Here is a 19,653-nt window from a genome sequence, read left to right as displayed (position 1 = left end):
TCTTCAGAAGAGCCGGCGAGGGGAATCGAACCCCTAACCTTTCGCTTACAAGGCGAGTGCTCTGCCAATTGAGCTACGCCGGCCGGCTCGTGTTCGCGAACATCGTAAGCGCCCGTTGCGGGTGCTACCTGCGGCGAACGGTCTGCTCTCAGTGTGATCGGATTGCTCCGACCGGAGTCGGACCAACCAACTGAGTGGATCAATGCGTCGGAGTGACCGCCCTGACCAGGTCAGGAGGGTAACCAACGGACAGTGATCATGTCCTCCTTTTCGGGTCGCCCGATCGGAGGTGGCCGATGACACAGCAACAGTCGAAGAGTCCGTCACGATCACACGACGGAGGTGCCGAAGATTTCCACGAACAGCCTGCACGGCCCCGCTCTGCCCGATGACACCACGGTTCACCTGGTACTCGATCTCGCTTTGAAGATCGGTGAGGTCCAAATGGCCAGTGGGGCCGGCGCGGCCGACGTGACAGCCACGATTCTCTCCGTCACCGAGAGCTATGGCTTGCCGCACACAGAAGTCGACGTGATCTACACCTCTATCAGCGTGTCGTGTCATCGGGGCACGGAGGCGTTGCCGATCACGTCGATCAGGGTCGTCCGGCAGCGCAGTCTCGACTACACGCGGCTGGCCGACGTCGAGCACCTCGTGCGCAATCTCGGGCCGATCGAGGAAGCACACGCACGCCTCGAAGACATCGTGAACGCCAAGCACCCTTATCCGCGGTGGGTCGCCACCGCCGCGTGGGGAGGCATGGCGGCCGCGGTCGCGTTCCTCGTGGGCGGCGGGCTGGTGCTCGCGCTCACCGCCGCCGCGATCACCGCCGTGGTCGACCGGGTCGGCCGGGTCCTCAACCGGCGGAACCTGCCGTTCTTCTTCCAGCAACTCGTCGGCGGCGCGCTCGGCACGGGTGCCGCGCTGGCGATCTACTCGACCGGGTTGCTGCCGGTGCGGCCGAGCCTGCTGGTCGCCGTCGGCATCGTCGTGCTGCTGTCCGGGCTCGCTCTCGTCAGCACCGTGCAGGACGCGATCTCCGGCTACAACGTCACCGCCGCGGGCCGCACCGTCGAGACCGTGCTGCTCAGCGCCGGCCTGATCGCGGGCGTCGCGCTGGCGATCCGCTCGGCCGTCCACTTCGGACTGGACATCAGGCTCAGCGACCCGCTGCCCGCGCTGATCTCCGCGGTGCCGATGCAGTTCGCGGCGGGCGCGGCGACGAGTGCGTTCTTCGCGCTCGCCTGTTACGCGAAGCCCCGCGCGCTGGTCGCCGCCGCCATCTCCGGCGCGATCGGCACGGCCGCCTACGGCCTCATGACGAGCCTCGGCCTCGACGCGCTGCTCAGCTCAGCGGTCGCCGCCGCGATCACCGGGTTCGGCGGCGCCACGATGACCCGCCGGCTGCGCATCCCGACGCTCGTCGTCGTGCAGGCGGGCGTCGTCCCGCTGCTGCCCGGCTGGACCACCTACCGAGGCCTGTTCCAGCTCACCGCGGAGGGCGATCCGGCCGGTCTGAGCACCCTCGTGTTCGCGAGTGGCATTGCTCTCGCTCTGGCCGGAGGTGTCGTGTTCGGCGAGTACCTGGCCCAGCCGGTGCGCACCGGACTGGGGCGTCTGGAGCGGAAGTTCGCTGGTCCGCGCATGTCCGGGCCGCTCAAACCCAGCAAGCGTCGTTTGGAGTGAAACTCGCTGTGACGGGGGTTACACGACACGCCGACAGCACGCGTCCGCACTAGCCTCAGTTTCGTGAGCATGGACATTGGCGAGAACGGGGCGGAATTCGTAGTCGTGGCCAACCGGCTGCCGGTTGACCTGGAGCGCTTGCCCGACGGAACCGAGCGGTGGAAGCACAGCCCCGGTGGGTTGGTGAGTGCCCTGGAGCCATTCCTCCGCTCACACAGCGGCGCGTGGGTCGGCTGGCCCGGCGTCCCCGACACCGAGGTGGCGCCGTTCGAGGACGACGGCCTGCTGCTGCACCCCGTCGAGCTCTCGGCCAAGGACGTCGAGGACTACTACGAGGGCTTCTCCAACGGCACGCTCTGGCCGCTCTACCACGACGTCGTGGCGCAGCCGGCGTTCCACCGGCACTGGTGGAACACCTACGTGAGGGTCAACCAGCGGTTCGCCGACGCGACCGCGAAGGTGGCCGCGCAGGGCGCGACGGTGTGGGTGCAGGACTACCAGCTGCAGCTCGTCCCGGCGATGCTGCGCGAGCAGCGGCCCGACCTCAAGATCGGCTTCTTCCTGCACATCCCGTTCCCGCCGGTCGAGCTGTTCATGCAGCTCCCGTGGCGCACGGAGATCATCCGCGGCCTGCTCGGCGCCGACCTGGTGGGCTTCCACCGGCCCGGCGGCGCGCAGAACTTCCTCTGGCTGGCCCGCAGGCTCGTCGGCCTGGAGCCCAGCCGCGGCACCGTCGGCGTCCGCACCAGGCCGGGTGTCGTGCAGGTCGGCGACCGCACCGTGCGCGTCGGCGCGTTCCCGATCTCGATCGACAGCGCGGGCCTCGACGCGGTGGCCAGGCGCAAGGAGACGCAGGCCCGTGCGAAGCAGATTCGAGCGGACCTCGGCAACCCCAAGCGCATCCTGTTGGGCGTGGACCGCCTCGACTACACGAAGGGCATCGACGTCAGGATCCGCGCTCTGTACGAGCTGATCGCGGACGGACGCGTGGACCCGGAGGACGTCGCGATGGTCCAGCTCGCCACGCCCAGCCGTGAGCGCGTCGACCACTACGTGACGATGCGCAAGGACATCGAGCAGTCCGTCGGCCGGATCAACGGTGAGTTCGGGCGCGTCGGAAAGCCCGTCGTGCACTACCTGCACCAGTCGGTGAACCGCGAGGAGCTCGTCGCGTTCATGAGCGCGGCGGACGTCATGGTCGTCACACCCGTCCGGGACGGCATGAACCTCGTGTGCAAGGAGTACGTGGCCTGCCGATATGATCTTGGTGGAGCTCTGGTGCTCAGCGAGTTCGCCGGCGCTGCCGCAGAACTGACCAGCGCGTTCCTGGTGAACCCCCATGATCTGGACGGTGTCAAGAACGCTCTCCAGGCCGCCCTCGACATCGATCCTGCTGAAGGCCGCCGTAGGATGCGCGCGCTGCGTCGCCAAGTCCTCACCCACGACGTTGACCGGTGGGCGAGGTCGTTCCTGGAGGCGTTGGGCACGCAGACCTCGGTCTGAATCCTTTCAGACCTGCCAATGACCCATCAAGTGCTCCTGGAGGGGCGTTGACCGCCGAGGCCCTCCCCGCCGAACTGCGCAGAGCGATCGTGCAGCTCGCCCGTACCCCACGACTTCTCGTCGCGAGCGACTACGACGGAACACTCGCTCCGATCGTGGCCGACCCGGAGCAGGCCCGCCCGCTCCCCGAGTCGGTGAACGCGCTGCGTTCGCTGGCGTCGCTGCACGAGACCACATCGGCCGTGATCTCCGGTCGCGCGCTGCGCGACCTGGCCACGCTGTCCCGACTGCCCGGCGAGGTCCACCTCGTCGGGTCGCACGGCTCCGAGTTCGACGTCGGCTTCGTGCACGCGCTCGACGCGGACGCCAAGGCGTTGCTGCGCAGGCTCGAAGCCGAGCTGGAGCAGATCGCCGAAGGCCAGGAGGGCGTCCAGCTGGAGGTCAAGCCCGCCTCGATCGCCGTGCACGTGCGCCGTGCCGCGTCCGAGGCGATCGGCGAGGCCGTGCTGTCGGCCGTCCGCTCCGGTCCGTGCACCTGGGAGGGTGTGCAGGTCACCGAGGGCAAGGCCGTCATCGAACTGGCCGTCGTCGAGACCAACAAGGGCCACGCCCTCGACATCCTGCGTCACCAGGTCGGCGCCACCGCGGCGATCTTCCTGGGCGACGACGTGACGGACGAGAAGGCGTTCGCGCGCCTGTCCGGCCCGGACCTGGGCATCCGCGTGGGCGCCGGCGAGTCGCTGGCCGAGCACTACGTGGGCGACCCGTCCGACGTGGCGACGGTGCTGGCGTTCCTGCTGGAGGAGCGCCGCGCGTGGCTGCACGGCGACCAGGCCGTGCCGATCGAGCGCCTGACGATGCTCGCGAACGAGCGTTCGGTGGCGCTGGTGACGCCGGACGCGAAGGTCAACTGGCTGTGCCACCCCGAGCCGGACTCCGCGGCGATCTTCGCGGACCTGCTCGGCGGACCGGCCGCCGGTCACTTCTCGATCAAGCCGGAGCACGGGTCGCTGCCGCTGGGCCAGCGCTACCTGCCGGGCACGATGATCGTGGAGACCCGCTGGTCGCGCCTGCTCGTGTCGGACTACCTGGAGCACAACCTCGCCTCGCACCGCACGGACCTCGTGCGGCGCATCTCGGGCTCGACGAACGCGGTGATCACGTTCGCGCCGCGCCCCGAGTTCGGCCAGGTGCCGGTGCGACTGCTGCGCGAGCGCGAAGGCCTGCGCGTCGTCGGCACGTCGGACCCGATGGTGCTGCGCTCGCCGGGCGTCGACTGGGAGATCACCTCCGACGGCCAGCAGGAGACCGCACGCGCGGTCGTCCGGCCGCGTGAGGGCGCGCCGGTGCTGCTGGAACTGCGCTGCGGCACCGACGACATCTCCGAGCACCCGCTGAACGAGTCGGTGCGCCGCGACCTCGCCGCCAGCTACTGGTCGGACTGGGCCGCGGGCCTGCACCTGCCGAAGGTGCAGACGGACCTGGTGCTGCGCTCCGCGCTGACGCTGCGCGGCCTGGTGCACAAGGACTCCGGCTCGATCATGGCCGCGGCCACCACCTCGTTGCCCGAGGAGCTCGGCGGCGTCCGCAACTGGGACTACCGCTACTGCTGGCTGCGCGACGGCGCGATGACCGCCGCCGCCCTGGTGTCGGTCGGCTCCTTCGCGGAGGCCGACGGCTTCCTGGCGTGGCTGCACGGCGTCCTGGAGACCATCCCGGGCCCGGAGCGCCTGCACCCGCTGTACACGCTGCACGGCACCCAGCTGGGCGCCGAGGCCGTCATCGAGTCGCTGCCCGGCTACGCGGGCTCCCGGCCGGTTCGTGTGGGCAACCTCGCGAACCAGCAGGTGCAGCTCGACGTGTTCGGCCCGGTCGTCGACCTGGTCGTGCAGCTGGCCACCGCACGTGGCTCGTTGTCGGACGCGGACTGGTCGATGGCGGGTGCGATGGCCGAGGCCGTCTCGCGGCGCTGGCACGAGCCCGACCACGGCATCTGGGAGGAACGGCACGCGCCGCGCCACCACGTGTACTCGAAGGTCATGTGCTGGCTGACCATCGACCGCGCGATCAAGCTCGGCGAGCAGTTCGGCCGCGAGCTCGACCCGTCCTGGGTCCCGCTGCGCGACACGATCGCCACCGACGTGCTCAAGAACGGCTGGAACGACGAGGTCCAGTCCTTCACCACCGCCTACGACGGCGACGACCTCGACGCCGCCTCGCTGTTCGTGGGTCTGTCGGGGTTGATCGACCCGACCGACGAGCGCTTCCAGTCGACGGTGACGGCCATCGAGGCCGAACTGCGGTCTGGCTCGACCGTCTACCGCTACCACCGCGACGACGGCCTGCCGGGCGACGAGGGCGGCTTCCACCTCTGCGCCGCGTGGATGATCGAGGCCTACCTGCTCACCGGCCGCCGCACCGAGGCCGAGGAGCTGTTCGGCCAGATCGTCGCAGCCGCGGGCCCCACCGGCCTGCTGCCCGAGGAGTACGACCCCGTCGCCGAACGCTCACTCGGCAACCACCCGCAGGCGTACTCGCACCTCGGCCTGATCCGCTGCGCCCAACTGCTCTCGCAGTAGTTCTCCGCGTTCTGATGCCGCCGCGGTCCTGTCTCAGGGCCGCGGCGGCACCTTTTCGATGATCTTCGCCCGCCCCGGCGAGCTCCCGTGCAGCGTGATCACGTCACCGCGGATCAGATGAGCCCACGCCGGCGGCACGAACGGCCGCAGCCGCGCGGTGGCCCGTTCGCCGGGGTTGAGCACGGGCTTGGACTCGATCCACAGCGCGGCCACCCGCTGCTCCCGGCCCGTGACGTCCCACATCGGCCGTTCTCCCCTGGCCTGCAACGGTTCCGCGTCCACGGCCAGCGTCAGCTCGACCCGCAGCACGCCTTGGATCGACTCCACGCACCGCCACTGGAACCAGGCCTCGTCCTGCTCCATCTGGATCGCCGCCTCCGCCAGCAGGGCCCAGAAGCGCGGTGTCTGCCAGGTGTTGCCGTCGAACTCGCCGAGGAGCTGGAGAACGAGCTCCCACTCCTCCAGGTCGAGGTAGTCGAGCAGGTCCGCGCTGCGCACCTCGGAGGGCACGATGGACGCGGCGAACCGCAACAACTCACCTGTCTCGCTGTCGTGTCTCCCCAACACGCGCTAATTCGATCACAGCGGCCAGGCCCGCCACGGGCTGGCGTTGGTGAAGCGCGATCACCGCCGCATCCTCACGTCCACGAACTCGATCCGCGACGGTTTCCTCCCTGCGCCAGGCCACTCAGTCCGTGCGCGTCCCCATTCGCCGAGCCGACCCGGCCGGCGCGGCCGCCCGTCGCCGAAGGTCAGTCGTCCTCGGTCGTGCCGGCGCCCTTGTCCTCGCCGCCCTTGCCGCTGCGCCGCCGGTTCAACCCCAGCACCTCCAGCGCCGACACCAGGTCGTTCGCCACCAGCGCGCGCACCCCGTCCGGCAGCGGCCCGTGGTCCGGCGGCACCAGGGCCTTCTTGAACCCGAGCCGCGCGGCCTCGCTGAGCCGCTTGCCGACGCCGTTGACGCGCCGGATCTCCCCCGCCAGGCCGACCTCGCCGAGCACCACCAGGTCGGCGGGCAGGGCGATCTCGCGTTCGGCGGAGGCCACCGCCAGCACCACGGCGAGGTCGGCGGCCGGCTCGACCAGGCGCATGCCACCCACCGTGGCGGTGAAAACGTCCTTCTGGAACAGGTTGACCTTGCCGCGCTTCTCCAGCACGGCCAGCGCCATCGAGATGCGCGCCGAGTCGAGCCCGCTCACCGCGCGCCGGGGCGCGGGCAGGTTCGTCTTGGCCACCAACGCCTGCACCTCGCCGAGCATCGGGCGCTTGCCCTCGACGATCACCGTGACGCAGGTGCCCTCGACCGCCTTCTCGCGGCGCGTGAGGAAGAGACCGGACGGGTCCGGCACGCCCACGATCCCGTCGTCGCGCAGCTCGAAGCAGCCCACCTCGTCCGCCGCGCCGTAGCGGTTCTTGATGCCGCGCAGCAACCTCAGGCTGGAGTGCCGATCGCCCTCGAACTGCAGCACCACGTCGACCAGGTGCTCCAGAACCCGTGGTCCCGCAACGGATCCGTCCTTCGTGACGTGTCCAACCAGGACGACCGGCAGGCCGCGTTCCTTGGCCATCGCGATCAGTCCTGATGCGACAGTGCGCACCTGCGTGACACCGCCGGGCACGCCTTCGACGCTCACCGTCGACATGGTCTGCACCGAGTCGACGATCAACATCGACGGCTTCACCTGGTCGACCTGCCCGAGCAACGCGCTGAGCTCGCTCTCGGCCGCCAGGTACATCTCGGGATGCAGGTTGCCGGTGCGTTCGGCGCGCAGCCGCACCTGCCCGGCCGACTCCTCACCCGTGACGTAGAGGCAGCGGCCGTGCGACTCCGCCCAGCGGTGCGCGGTCTCCAACAACAACGTCGACTTGCCCACACCGGGCTCACCGGCCAGCAGCACGACGGCCCCCGGCACCAGCCCGCCGCCGAGCACCCGGTCGAACTCGCTGACACCGGTCGAGAGCGCCCGCGCCGACTCGATGTCGACCTCGCCGATCGGCCGTGCCGCGGACGTGGGCGCGCCCGCCACCACACGCGTCACCGACGCGGTGCCCCGTTCCTCGATGCTGCCCCACGCCTGGCACTCGGGGCAGCGGCCGAACCACTTCGCCACCTCGTGCCCGCACTCGGCACAACGGAAGATCGGCCGCGCTGTCTTCGCCACGACCAGAACGTTAGAGGACAGCACCGACAGAAACGCGCACCGCAGGTCAGAGGGCCTCCAACAGAAAGTTCGAAGATTTTCGGCGCCGCGTGTCGATCCGCCGCGGTGCCCGTTCGACGCATCAGTGGAAGGACACAACAACCTGGAGGACACAGTGAGCACCGCAACCGCTTCCACGACGCAGACGCAGTCCAAGACGCAGAACCGCAAGTTCGCCCTCGGCCGCTACGCCACCGTCGTCACCCGCGTGCTGACCGGGCTCCTGTTCACCACGACCGGCCTCAACGGCTTCCTGCTCTTCATGCCCGCCCCGGATCCCAGCACCATGGCGCCGGAGGGGGTGGCGTTCAACGCCGCCCTCTACGCCACCGGCTACATGCTGCAGCTGACGTGCGCCGTGCAGCTGATCTCCGGCGTCCTGCTCGTCGTGGGCCGGTTCGTGCCGCTGGCGCTGGCCCTGCTCGCCCCGGTGGTCGTGAACATCTTCCTGTTCCACGTCTTCCTGGAGCCGGCCGGAACGGTCATGGGACTGCTCGTGGTCGCGGCGGAGATCGGCCTGGCGTGGGCGTACCGCGACAAGTTCCGCCCGATGCTGCAGGCCCGCTAGACCGACGAAAAACGCCGCCCCTGGAAGCCAGGGGCGGCGTTTTCGCGTGTCTGGAGACTCAGTGCCCGCCGGACTCGCCGTGGTTCTCGCTCGTGCGCTTGTGCTCGGAAGGCGCCACCGGCACCTCCAGCGTCACGGAGCCGGCCTTCTCGAACAGGAACGTGACCTTGACGGTCTGCGCCGCCACCACGTCGCGGTTCAGCTTCTTGAGCGTGCAGCGGATCTGCAGCACCTCGAGGTCCGGGTCGACCGGCGCGGCCGAGGAGCTCGTCGGGCGGCCCGAGGACGACGCCGCAGACGACGGGGCGGACGACGGAGCGCCCGTGGACGACACGCCCGAGGCGTTCGACGACGGCGTGCCCACACCTGAAGACGACGACGGCGTGCCCACGCCCGAAGACGGCGTCACACCGGACGACGGCGCACCCGACGTCGGCACGACCGACGAGGAGGCGGCGGAGGAAGAGGGCGACGAGGTCTTCGTCGGCGCCTTCGACGCGTCGTACTCGGCCCGCAGCGCGAACCGCGCCGGGATCTCCTTCGAGCCGACGACCTCGGCCTCGGACTCGGAGGCGTCCGACTTGATCGACAGCAGCTTGTCCGGCGTCTCGCCGGAGTTCGCGATGACGAACGTCAGCGGCGCGTCCTCGCCGTCGTGGTACCGGTTGCCGTCCGACGGGAAGGCGAGCATGACGTTGCGCACCGCGATCGGGCCCGCGTTGCCGCTCGCACCGTCGACGGCGGCCACCTGGGTGTCGGTCTGGGTGACCTGACCGGCGCTGCAGCCGACCGCCACCAGGCCGAGGCCAGCGGCCAGCGCTGCCGTCACGATAAACCGGCGAGACACTCCTGAGTTCACGGCTCCAGCGTCCTTCCTAGGGAACAACCACCAGGCGAGGAGCCTAACCGGGGCCCGAATCGAGGACGCGTTGGGCTGCCAGTCGATCTTCGGTGAGACGTACCTTGCACGCGAACAGGTGGTTTGTCAACCCCCCGCATGGCCCTGACCAGCACTAACGGATCATCGAGCAGCAATCGGAGGGTTGCCGGACGTGTTAGGATGGAGGCATCGAAAGGGGCAGAGGACACATGGTTTTCAAGGTCGGAGAGACCGTCGTCTACCCGCACCACGGTGCCGCTCTCATCGAAGCAATCGAGACCCGCGTGATCAAGGGCGAGGAGAAGAAGTACCTCGTTCTCAAGGTAGCGCAGGGCGACCTCACCGTTCGGGTTCCCGCTGACAACGCCGAAATCGTAGGCGTGCGTGACGTTGTCGGCCAGGAAGGGCTCGACAAGGTTTTCGAGGTCTTGCGTGCTCCCCACACCGAGGAGCCGACCAACTGGTCTCGGCGGTACAAGGCCAACCTTGAGAAGCTCGCCTCCGGCGACGTGAACAAGGTTGCGGAAGTGGTGCGCGACCTCTGGCGGCGCGAAAAGGATCGCGGGCTTTCCGCCGGCGAGAAGCGGATGCTGGCGAAGGCGCGGCAGATACTGGTCAGCGAGCTGGCGCTGGCCGAGGGCACCGACGAGGACAAGGCCGAGGTTCTCCTCGACGAAGTTCTCGCCACTGCTTCTTAAAACAAATCACAACGAAGAGCATCGGATTCAGTCGCGAACATGAGTGTTGTCGCGCTCGTGCCCGCGGCAGGGCGGGGTGAGCGTCTGGGCTACGGGATGCCCAAGGCGCTCGTGCCGGTCAACGGAGTTCCGCTGTTGACTCGTGCCGTTCGAGGTCTGTTCGAGTCAGGCCAGGTCCAGCACGTCGTCATCGCCGCTCCACCGTCCGATGTGGATCAAGTGCACACCGCAACCGCCTCGCTGGCCCCGGCCGGCGGGGCGGTGCACGTGCTTTCAGGGGGCGCCGAACGCACCGACTCGGTGCGACTCGCCCTCGACCACGCGCTCCGCGTGATTCCGGACACCTCGATCGTGCTGGTCCACGACGCCGCTCGTGCCTTCACCCCTCCCGAGGTCATCGCCGGTGTCGTCGCCGCCGTGCGCGACGGGTACGACGCCGTCATCCCGGTGCTGCCGGTCGCCGACACGATCAAGCAGGTGGACGAGGTCGGAGTGGTCGTCTCCACACCTGATCGGGCCGCGTTGCGGGTGGTGCAGACCCCGCAGGGATTCCGGGCCGAGACTCTCAAAGCCGCCTACAGCTCCGGTATCGCCGCGACTGATGACGCTGGTCTCGTGGAGAAGAACGGTGTCCGCGTTCACACGGTTCCCGGGCACGCGCACGCCATGAAGATCACCACCCCGTTCGACCTCGCGGTCGCGGCGGCACTGTTCAGCGGAGGCCAGCTGTGAGGATCGGCCAGGGCGTCGACGTCCACCCGATCGAGTCAGGTCGTGAGTGCTGGATTGCCGGACTGCTGTGGGAGGGCGTCGACGGGTGCGCAGGCCACTCCGACGGCGACGTGGCGTCCCACGCGCTGTGCGACGCGCTGCTGTCCGCCGCCGGTCTGGGCGACCTGGGCGCCGTCTTCGGCACCTCGGACCCGCGCTGGTCGGGCGCGCACGGCGTGGTCCTGCTCACGGAGGTGCGCCGGCTCGTCGAAGAGGCCGGTTACCGTGTGGGAAACGCCACAGTGCAGGTCATCGGCAACGAGCCGCGCATCGGCAAGCGCCGCGACGAGGCCCAGAAGACCCTCTCGGACGCCGTCGGCGGGCCGGTCTCGGTCGCCGGCACCACCACGGACGGCCTGGGTCTCACAGGGCGGAACGAGGGCATCGCAGCGATCGCGACGGCCCTGCTCATCCCCGTAACCTGACGAACATGGCCACGCTTTCAGAATCGCAGCGCGAACTCCTGGACAGCCCGAACTTCGCCACCGTCGCGACGCTGACCAGGGACGGCAGCCCGCAGACCTCCGTCGTGTGGATCAAGCGCGACGGGGACGACGTCCTGTTCTCCACCGTCGCCGGCCGCGCGAAGGAACGCCACCTGCAGCGCGACCCGCGGGTCAGCGTCACCGTCACGAACAAGGACAACCCGTACCAGTACAGCGAGTTCCGCGGTGAGGCGTCGCTGACCACCGAGGGCGGCGACGAGCTGATCAACGAGCTGTCGCACAAGTACGCGGGCCAGGACTACTCCGGTGACGCCGGCACGGACAACGTGCGCGTCATCGTGCGCGTGAAGGTCGCCAAGACCACCGGCAACGCCTAGCGGGCCTGCCTCTGCGCGGGAACGTCGAGCACGGCCGTGCCGCCGTCGAGGTCCACCCGGCTTCGCGGCGGCGCGCCGTCGCCCTCCTCGTCGCGCAGCTGCCGCTCCTCCTTGCGGAACTCCAGCTCCTCGCGCTTGCCGGCCTCGAACGTGGCCCCCAGCTCGCCGATGCCCGCTGTGGCCATCGGGGTGCCCTTCTTCTTGCTGCGCACGAATCTCTCGATCACGGCGAGGAAGAACAGAGCCGCCACCAACGCGGGTAACGACATCGCGAACAGGAACCCCAGGCTCATACCTTCCCAACTCCCCGCACAGCGGTGTGGTTCCCGCCACTAACATCCCCCTGGTGCCCAAGTACGACGTGTGCCTCTCCTTCGCCGGCGAAGACCGCCCCTACGTCGACGAGGTGGCCCGCCACCTCACCGAACTGGGTGTTTCGCGCTTCTACGACACCGACGAGCAAGCCGATCTCTGGGGCAAGAACCTCGTCGAGCACCTCGACCAGATCTACCGCCACGACTCGCGCTTCTGCGTGATGTTCGTGTCGGAGCACTACGCCAGGAAGATGTGGACCAAGCACGAGCGGCAGTCCGCGTTCGACCGCGCCCTGGTGTCCGACAGCGAGTACGTGCTGCCCGTCCGGTTCGACGACACCGAGATCCCGGCCCTGCGCGTCGGCACCGGCTACCTGGACCTGCGCAACCGCACGCCGCGCGAGCTGGCCGAGATGATCGCGCAGAAGGTCGGCACCCCGGTCAAGCCGCCGAAGGCCGGCTGGGAGTACCAGCTGTTCTCCGACACCGTGGGGCTGCACATGCGCAACCTCAAGGACAAGCGGATCCGCCACGAGATGGGCGCGGCGAAGCCGACGCGCCTGATCACCGAGGACGTCGACGCGCTGGACACGTTCCGGGCGCGCAGCCGCGCGTTCGACGGGATCCTCAACACCGTCGAGGACCTGCTCTCGCCAGGCCGCGTGCAGATGGCGTTCGGACCGGCGGGACGGCCTGGCGACAGCGACAAGATCAAGTATCTGGCCAACAGCTTCGTGGAGCAGTACGAGAGCCTGCTCGACTGGTCCGCCGAACTGCGCGGCACCACGACGCCCGACCGCTACACCGCGCTCTACAAGGCGGCGGCGCAGCTCGTGGACGAGCCGCTCCGGCAGATCGAGCGGTTCGTCGAGGAGTTCGCGGCGGCGAGCGAACGGGGTGCGGGCGACCTGCGGCTGACGCTGCGCTACGACCTCTCCGCCGTCGAGGCCGAGCTCAAAAAGGTCCAGACCACCTAGCCTCCGAGCACGTAGAGTCGGGAGCGTGACGATCCGCGCCGCGCTCTTCGACTTCTCCGGCACGCTGTTCCGGCTCGAGCACCCCGAGCTCGAGTCGAACGGTGACCTGATGCGTGCTCTCACCGCACCGGTCGGCATCGCCGACGACATGGACCCCGAACTGGCCGACGGCTGGCACCGCCGCGACCTCGACCAGGACGTCCACCGCTGGGTGCACGTGCGGGTCCTGAAGGACGCGCTGGTGCCGAACGCCGAGGCCTTCTACGACCAGCTGATCTCGCCGGAGTCGTGGGTGCCCTACCCCGACACCAGGGCGACGCTGGAGCACCTGAAGGACGTCCCCGTCGCCGTCGTCAGCAACATCGGCTGGGACATCCGCTCGGTGTTCGAGCTGCACGGCCTCACGCACCTCGTGGACGAGTTCGTGCTGTCCTACGAAGAAGGCGTCATCAAGCCGGACCCGAAGATCTTCACCACCGCGTGCGAACGGCTCGGCGTCGATCCCCGTGATGCAGTAATGGTCGGCGACAGCGAGGAGGCGGACGGCGGAGCCGAGGCGATCGGTTGCTCCTTCCGGCTCGTCAACCCAGTTCCGACGAGTGACCGCCCGGACGCTCTTTTGGATGTGGCCCGTACCATTCCCGTGTGAGCCTCCACATCTACGACACGGCGAGCCGGTCCATGCGGGAGTTCCACCCGCAGGTCAACGGAACGGCGTCGATCTACGTGTGTGGGGCGACCGTGCAGGGCGTGCCGCACATCGGGCACGTCCGCAGCGGCCTGAACTTCGACGTCCTGCGCCGCTGGCTCGCCCGTGACGGCGCCGACGTCACGCTGGTCCGCAACGTCACCGACATCGACGACAAGATCCTCACCAAGGCCGCCGACCACGGCAGGCCCTGGTGGGAGTGGGCGTACACGCACGAGCGCGCCTTCGAGGACGCCTACGACGCGCTGGGCTGCCTGCCGCCGTCGTACGCGCCGCGCGCCACCGGCCACGTCACGCAGATGGTCGAGCTGATGCAGCGGCTGATCGACAAGGGCCACGCCTACGACGTCGACGGCGACGTCTACTTCGACGTGCGCTCGTTCCCCGAGTACGGCGCGCTGTCCGGGCAGAAGCTCGACGGCGTGGAGCAGGGTGAGACGGCGGTGCGCGGCAAGCGCGACCCGCGCGACTTCACGCTGTGGAAGGCCGCGAAGCCCGGTGAGCCGTCCTGGCCCACCCCGTGGGGCGACGGCAGGCCCGGCTGGCACCTGGAGTGCTCCGCCATGGCCACGACGTACCTCGGCGGCACGTTCGACATCCACGGCGGCGGGCTCGACCTGATCTTCCCGCACCACGAGAACGAGCAGGCGCAGTCGCGCGCGGCCGGCGACGGCTTCGCGAACTACTGGATGCACAACTACTGGGTGACGCTGTCCGGCGAGAAGATGGCCAAGTCGCTCGGCAACACGGTGTCCATCCCCGCGATGCTGGACAAGGTCCGCGCGCAGGAGCTGCGGTACTACCTGGTGTCGCCGCACTACCGCTCGCACATCGAGTACTCCGAGGACGCGTTGCAGGAGGCGGTGACGGCGTACGCCCGCATCGAGTCGTTCCTGCGCCGCGTCGTGGAGCGCCTCGGCCCGATCGAGCTGCGCGGCGACATGTGCCCGGACTTCGTGGTCGCGATGGACAACGACCTGAACACGCCCCAAGCCGTGGCAGCGCTGCACAACAAGGTGCGCCAGGGCAACACGGCACTCGCCGACGGCGACGACGACACGGCCCGTTCCGCGGCCGAGTGCGTCCGCCGGATGGCTGACATCCTCGGCGTCGACCCGTTGTCGCCGAAGTGGAACGACGCCTCGCCTGCTGATCTCGGCATGCGGCAGGCGTTGACCACGCTGGTGGATCGGCTGCTCGCCGAACGCCAGGAGGCCCGCAAGAACAAGGACTTCGCGCGTTCCGACGCGCTGAGGGACCAGTTGTACGACGCGGGCATCGCCGTCGAGGACACCCCCGGCGGTCCGCAGTGGACTTTGAAGGATAACTGACTTCCGTGGCTGGCAACTCCAAGCGCAAGGGCGCGATGCGCAATCCGGGCTCGAAGAAGGGCGCGGTCACCGGCTCCGGCGGGCAGAAGTCCAAGGGCCTGCAGGGCAAGGGCCCGACCCCGAAGGCGACCGACCGGCCGAACCACCCCGCGTACAAGCGGGCCAAGGTCGCGGCGAAGATCGACGCGGGCAAGACCCAGCGCCGGCAGACGAAGGAGAAGGCCACCGCCGAGACCGTGGCGGGCCGCAACCCGGTCGTCGAGTGCCTGCGCGCCGGAACGCCCGCGACGGCGCTCTACGTGGCTCTGGGCATCGACGCCGACGACCGCGTGCAGGAGGCCGTGCGCCTCGCCGCCGACCGGGGCATCTCCGTGCTGGAGGTGGCCCGCGGTGAGCTCGACCGGATCACCGGTGGAGCGATGCACCAGGGCCTCGGCCTGCAGGTGCCGCCGTTCGAGTACGAGACGCCGAACGAGCTGCTCGCGATCGCCCAGCGCGCCTCCACGCCGCCGTTGCTGGTGGCCCTGGACGGCGTGACCGACCCGCGCAACCTGGGCGCGGTCATCCGTTCCGCGGCCGCGTTCGGCGCGCAGGGCGTCCTGCTGCCGCAGCGGCGCAGCGCGTCGATGACGGCGGTCGCCTGGCGCACGAGCGCGGGCACGGCGGCCAAGCTGCCGATCGCGATGGCCACCAACCTCACCCGCACGCTCCGCGACTGGGCCGAGGCCGGCCTGATGATCGTGGGCCTCGACGCGGACGGTGACGTGGACGTCGACGGCCTGGAGCTCGCGACGGGTCCGCTCGTCGTCGTGGTGGGCTCCGAGGGCCGCGGACTCGGCCGTCTGGTCAAGGAGACGTGCGACCAGACCGTGTCGATCCCGATGGCCAAGGGCGTCGAGTCGCTCAACGCGTCGGTCGCCGCGGGTGTCGTGCTGGCCGAGGTCGCGCGCCGCCGCAGGATCGACGCCAAGGGCTGACCGGCGGGCCGTTGCCTGACGTTATCGGCCAGTTAGCGACGCCAATCGCACCGATTCTCCGACGTTAATGATCGTTTTCCTGCTCGCTCAACCGGTTTAGGCGAGCGAGCAGGAAAGTCGACTTTCCACACTTGCCAGAACCTCTCTGCCGTTCGCGTGACAAACAGCGCGGGCTATTACGCACCGCTCCTGGCCACGGGTACCGTCGTCCCGTTCGCCATTAACGGGTCTCACCTGGCAGGAGTCGGAGCCGGTTGCACCGGTTGGGCGAGCACGAGGCACCCATTTGGCAACGGCTGACACACTTCGTGACCATTTGGGGTCCAATCAGGCGAACCCGAGGTCAACTGTGAAGAAGATCAGCTCCGCGTTTCGCTATTGTAACTACTTTAGGTAACTGCCCTGCTCCGTTTAGGTACACACTGTGGTAGGACAGACGTTGAACGGTCAGGCAGCTTCTACCGTGATTGTCGATAGAAATTGATTACCACCGGCGGGGGCGACGTGACTCGGCGTAGAGCGAATCGGGACGTGCCGATTCGCCGCGTGCGCGCAGCGGCTCCCCGAGGTACCGCATGACGACCCGCGGGACCCTCCGCGAGCTCGTCGGTTTGCGCGAGTTCCGCGCGATGTGGATCGGTTCGACCGTTTCGACCGCCGGTGACCAGCTTGCCGCAGTCGCACTATCACTGCTCGTATTCGAGCGAACACAATCCGTTGCGGCGACGGCTCTGACGTGGTCGTTGACGCTGTTCCCGCCACTGATTTCGGGTCCGTTGCTCGGCTGGGTCGCCGACCGGTTCCCGCGACGCACGGTAATGGTGACGACGGCCTGGCTGCAGGCGGCGCTCATGGCCGCGATGGCCATTCCGGGCATGCCGCTGTGGGCGATGATCGTCCTGCTGGTGGTCGTGCTCGCGATCTCCTCGCCGTACCTCGCCGCACAGGAGGCGAGCCTCCCTCACGTACTTCCGCCGAAGCGCTACGACGACGGCGTGGCGCTCTTCGGCACGTCGGTCGACATAGCTCAGATGGCGGGCCTCGCCGCCGCCGGCTTCCTCGTCGCACACACGAGTCCCGGCCTCGCGCTCGCGATCAACGCGGTCACGTTCGCGTTCACGGCGATCCTCGTGCAGACGTCCGTGAAGCACCGTCCGGCCGCGGATCCGCTGGGGCGCAAGAAGAAACCCACCGACGACGAACCGCGCGGCGCGCTGACGCTGCTGGTGACCGAACCGCGGCTGAGGACCCTGCTGGGCGTGCGCATGCTCGCGGGCCTCGCGATGGTCCCCGAGGGACTGGCGGTGCCGCTGGCGGCGAGCCTGAACGCGGTGTGGGCGGTGGGCCTGATCCTCGCCATCGAACCCGCCGCGAACGTGCTGGGTGTGGCGCTGCTCTTCCGCCTCGTGCGGGATCCGGCGAAGCGGGAACGTCTGATCGGTCCGCTGGCGATCCTGTCGCTGGCGCCGTTGATCATGTTCGCTTTCAACCCGAACCTGACCTGGACGATCGTTTTGCTGGTGATTGCCGGTATAGGCGGGGCTTATCACACACCCGCTCGTTCGGCGTGGATGCGGCTGCTACCCGACCAGTACCGCGGAAGGGCTTATGGCATTGGGCGCGCGGCGTTGCGCTCCAGCCAGGGCGGCGGAATGGCGCTGGCCGGCGTGGTGGCCCATTCGGTCGGATCGGTGACGGCCACGATCGCGGGAGCGGGCGGCATCGGACTGCTGCTGGCGACGCAGGCGACCTTCGCGTGGCGACGCGCCAGGGGTCGCGACAACACGAAGGCGGTGGCAATCTGAAACAGAACGGTCACCAATAGCGATATCCGAAGTGAAGGCACAGGATGATCCAATGACGGCATTGAAGCCGAGTAGAGGAAGGGTGGCGTTCAGAAGTCTCGGTTGCGCATGGAAGGACACCTCCTCGTTGCGACGAGCAGCAGCGTGGTGGTCTACGACCTGGTCAGCGGCGGCTTTGCTCATGGTTGTCCCATGAGCGTAGGGGGTCGTGGTGAAGAACAGTTTGACTGATCGCAGGCGATCGCGGGCACTCGGCTTGACTCCGATTCGCAACTGGGACCTTTGGACCGTTGCGCCTACTGCGATCGCTTACTTCTTCGTGCTCGAAGCAGCCGTAGCGGTGGCGTCCATCTGGCTCCTGACGCAGCTCACCGCCGTCTCCACCACGGACTGGCTCCGCTTCGGCGCGCTCATCGCGGCGATCACCATCCACCTGACCGTCGTCCGCAGAGCAGAAGAGGCCCGCCGAAACGAGGCCTCCGGTCCCCACATCGACCTGACGTCGGTCTGGACCTTCGCAGCGGCCGTGGCACTGCCCGGCGGCCTGGCCGTGATCGCCACGATCTGGATGAGAATCCTGATCCAGCCGATCGCCCGCCGCCAGCCCTACCGCTTCGTCTTCGGCACGGCGTCGATGCTCGCCTCGACACTCCTGTCGTGGGCGCTCGTCCACTTCTCCGGCATCTCCCTGGCCGCCACCGGCAACATCCCGACGGACCTCAGCCTGGTCCTGGTCCTCGCCATCGCCACGGTCCTCTACTGGTTCGTGCAGGTCATGACCGTCGCCGCCGCCTTCAAGATCGTGACCCCGAACTCGAAGGTCCTCGACTTCCTCGGCTCCAAAGTCGACAACATGCTCGAAATGAGCACCCTCGGCGCAGGCGCCATGCTCGGCATGCTGATGACGTCGCACTGGGTGGGCCCCCTGCTGCTGACCGTCCCGGTGATCCTGGTGAACGCACTCCTGTCCCGAGCAGGCGAACGCCGCACGCACCTGGAACGCCTGCTGCGCGAACAGGAACAGCTCCACCAGCGCCTCGCCGCCGACGCCCACACCGACTACCGAACGGGCCTGCTCAACACCAACGGCCTGGCCGAGTACGCGGGCCGCCTGGCAGAACGCTGCCGCCTGGACGGCGAACCGATGACCGTCCTCGTCATCGACCTGGACCACTTCAAGCGCATCAACGACACCTGGGGCCACCCGGCGGGCAACGCCGTCCTCGCCGAGGTGGGCCGAATCCTCCGCGAGAAGCTCCGCCCGGGCGACGTCGCAGGCCGAGACGGCGGCGAGGAGTTCGTCGTGGCGCTCAAGGACACCCCGGTGGCCCAGGGCGTGACCATCGCCGAACGCATCCGCGAGGCCATCGGCTCCCTGGCAGTCCCCACCACCGACAAGCACCGCAACGTAGTGACCCTCTACGGCCGCGAGATCCAGCCCCCGGAACCGGAAGGCGAGTCGCTGCAGGCGATCTCGGCGTCCATCGGCGTGGCCGTGATCCCCGACAACGGCCCGGACATGGCCACCGCCCAGCACTCGGCGGACGCGGCGCTCTACAAGGCCAAGGAGAACGGCCGCAACCAGGTCCGGGTGGCGGGCCTGGACATCCCGCCGCGCCTGATGCCCGCGCCCCGCCAGGACGACGTGACGAAGCCGATCACCTCGCGCACGGCCTGACGGCAGGCTCGCGCAGGGGTCCCCGCGACCCAACCTAGCGACGAGGTCCGACACTCCGGCGATGCCGCAGGCGAGCCGTCCTTACCAAGATGCCTGGGTGGGGTGGCTTCGTCACGAGTCGTGCCACAGCACTTGCTGCATCAGAGGAGGGGT

The 19,653-nt window shown here is 68.8% G+C and carries 18 protein-coding genes and 1 tRNA gene; 14 read left to right on the top strand and 5 right to left on the bottom strand.

Annotated features, from left to right (window positions below; translation table 11 throughout):
- Window positions 1–10: 10 nt before the first annotated feature.
- Window positions 11–83, bottom strand: a tRNA-Thr gene (locus tag ACFWN2_RS41530).
- A gap of 259 nt (window positions 84–342) precedes the next feature.
- On the opposite strand from ACFWN2_RS41530, the gene ACFWN2_RS41525 reads away from it, so the two are divergent.
- The 3 genes from ACFWN2_RS41525 to otsB all read left to right on the top strand — a co-directional run bounded on the left by ACFWN2_RS41525 (window position 343) and on the right by otsB (window position 5,768).
- A complete protein-coding gene (locus ACFWN2_RS41525; RefSeq protein ID WP_382436113.1) occupies window positions 343–1,686 on the top strand; it encodes a threonine/serine exporter ThrE family protein in 1,344 nt (447 codons plus the stop codon).
- Window positions 1,687–1,755: 69 nt separating this feature from the next.
- Entirely contained in the window at window positions 1,756–3,189 is a 1,434-nt protein-coding gene (locus tag ACFWN2_RS41520) for a trehalose-6-phosphate synthase (RefSeq protein ID WP_382436202.1), read from the top strand.
- A 47-nt stretch (window positions 3,190–3,236) separates the two neighbouring features.
- Window positions 3,237–5,768, top strand: a complete 2,532-nt coding sequence (otsB, locus tag ACFWN2_RS41515; protein WP_382436112.1) for a trehalose-phosphatase — start codon at window positions 3,237–3,239, stop codon at window positions 5,766–5,768.
- 33 nt (window positions 5,769–5,801) lie between these two features.
- Here the strand turns inward: otsB and ACFWN2_RS41510 are convergent, their stop codons facing one another.
- Entirely contained in the window at window positions 5,802–6,335 is a 534-nt protein-coding gene (locus ACFWN2_RS41510; RefSeq protein WP_382436111.1) for a hypothetical protein, read from the bottom strand.
- A gap of 185 nt (window positions 6,336–6,520) precedes the next feature.
- Window positions 6,521–7,930 carry a DNA repair protein RadA gene (gene radA / locus ACFWN2_RS41505; protein ID WP_382436110.1) on the bottom strand — a complete coding sequence of 470 codons (1,410 nt, stop codon included), beginning with the start codon at window positions 7,928–7,930 and terminating at the stop codon, window positions 6,521–6,523.
- Between the two features lie 154 nt (window positions 7,931–8,084).
- On the opposite strand from radA, the gene ACFWN2_RS41500 reads away from it, so the two are divergent.
- Window positions 8,085–8,537, top strand: coding sequence for a hypothetical protein (locus ACFWN2_RS41500; protein ID WP_382436109.1), 453 nt, complete (start codon window positions 8,085–8,087; stop codon window positions 8,535–8,537).
- Window positions 8,538–8,595: 58 nt separating this feature from the next.
- Here ACFWN2_RS41500 and ACFWN2_RS41495 read toward each other — a convergent pair whose 3' ends face one another.
- The gene (locus ACFWN2_RS41495) at window positions 8,596–9,366 is read right to left on the bottom strand and encodes a hypothetical protein (RefSeq protein WP_382436108.1); all 771 of its coding nucleotides are present in this window, start codon (window positions 9,364–9,366) and stop codon (window positions 8,596–8,598) included.
- A gap of 260 nt (window positions 9,367–9,626) precedes the next feature.
- On the opposite strand from ACFWN2_RS41495, the gene ACFWN2_RS41490 reads away from it, so the two are divergent.
- The 4 genes from ACFWN2_RS41490 to ACFWN2_RS41475 are packed head-to-tail and all read left to right on the top strand — an operon-like array spanning window position 9,627 to window position 11,709.
- Window positions 9,627–10,115, top strand: coding sequence for a CarD family transcriptional regulator (locus tag ACFWN2_RS41490; RefSeq protein ID WP_012782996.1), 489 nt, complete (start codon window positions 9,627–9,629; stop codon window positions 10,113–10,115).
- Window positions 10,116–10,154: 39 nt separating this feature from the next.
- Window positions 10,155–10,847, top strand: coding sequence for a 2-C-methyl-D-erythritol 4-phosphate cytidylyltransferase (gene ispD / locus ACFWN2_RS41485; RefSeq protein WP_382436106.1), 693 nt, complete (start codon window positions 10,155–10,157; stop codon window positions 10,845–10,847).
- Window positions 10,844–11,311, top strand: coding sequence for a 2-C-methyl-D-erythritol 2,4-cyclodiphosphate synthase (gene ispF, locus ACFWN2_RS41480; RefSeq protein WP_382436104.1), 468 nt, complete (start codon window positions 10,844–10,846; stop codon window positions 11,309–11,311). Before ispD ends, ispF begins: the two co-directional genes overlap by 4 nt.
- Before the next feature lie 5 nt (window positions 11,312–11,316).
- Window positions 11,317–11,709 (top strand): PPOX class F420-dependent oxidoreductase, encoded by a 393-nt coding sequence (locus ACFWN2_RS41475; RefSeq protein ID WP_382436103.1) that lies wholly within the window; start codon window positions 11,317–11,319, stop codon window positions 11,707–11,709.
- Here ACFWN2_RS41475 and ACFWN2_RS41470 read toward each other — a convergent pair.
- Window positions 11,706–12,002, bottom strand: a complete 297-nt coding sequence (locus ACFWN2_RS41470) for a DUF6191 domain-containing protein (RefSeq protein WP_382436101.1) — start codon at window positions 12,000–12,002, stop codon at window positions 11,706–11,708. The genes ACFWN2_RS41475 and ACFWN2_RS41470 overlap by 4 nt on opposite strands.
- Window positions 12,003–12,055: 53 nt before the next feature.
- Between ACFWN2_RS41470 and ACFWN2_RS41465 the strand changes: the two genes are divergently transcribed.
- From ACFWN2_RS41465 to ACFWN2_RS41440, 6 genes are all read left to right on the top strand, one after another.
- The gene (locus ACFWN2_RS41465; RefSeq protein ID WP_382436100.1) at window positions 12,056–13,000 is read left to right on the top strand and encodes a toll/interleukin-1 receptor domain-containing protein; all 945 of its coding nucleotides are present in this window, start codon (window positions 12,056–12,058) and stop codon (window positions 12,998–13,000) included.
- Between the two features lie 25 nt (window positions 13,001–13,025).
- Window positions 13,026–13,649 carry an HAD family hydrolase gene (locus ACFWN2_RS41460; RefSeq protein WP_382436099.1) on the top strand — a complete coding sequence of 208 codons (624 nt, stop codon included), beginning with the start codon at window positions 13,026–13,028 and terminating at the stop codon, window positions 13,647–13,649.
- Window positions 13,646–15,040 (top strand): cysteine--tRNA ligase, encoded by a 1,395-nt coding sequence (gene cysS, locus ACFWN2_RS41455; protein WP_382436098.1) that lies wholly within the window; start codon window positions 13,646–13,648, stop codon window positions 15,038–15,040. Before ACFWN2_RS41460 ends, cysS begins: the two co-directional genes overlap by 4 nt.
- Window positions 15,041–15,045: 5 nt before the next feature.
- A complete protein-coding gene (rlmB, locus tag ACFWN2_RS41450) occupies window positions 15,046–16,017 on the top strand; it encodes a 23S rRNA (guanosine(2251)-2'-O)-methyltransferase RlmB (protein WP_382436097.1) in 972 nt (323 codons plus the stop codon).
- A 575-nt stretch (window positions 16,018–16,592) separates the two neighbouring features.
- On the top strand, window positions 16,593–17,822 hold the full coding sequence (locus tag ACFWN2_RS41445; RefSeq protein WP_382436096.1) for an MFS transporter: 1,230 nt from the start codon (window positions 16,593–16,595) through the stop codon (window positions 17,820–17,822).
- A gap of 340 nt (window positions 17,823–18,162) precedes the next feature.
- Complete coding sequence (locus tag ACFWN2_RS41440) at window positions 18,163–19,500, top strand: GGDEF domain-containing protein (protein WP_382436094.1); 1,338 nt, start codon at window positions 18,163–18,165, stop codon at window positions 19,498–19,500.
- Window positions 19,501–19,653 lie beyond the last annotated feature (153 nt).

It is taken from the genome of Lentzea sp. NPDC058436 (assembly GCF_042721515.1).
GTDB lineage: Bacteria > Actinomycetota > Actinomycetes > Mycobacteriales > Pseudonocardiaceae > Lentzea.
The sequence above is the reverse complement of the archived record's forward strand: the minus strand, read 5'-3'. Positions and strand labels throughout refer to the sequence as shown.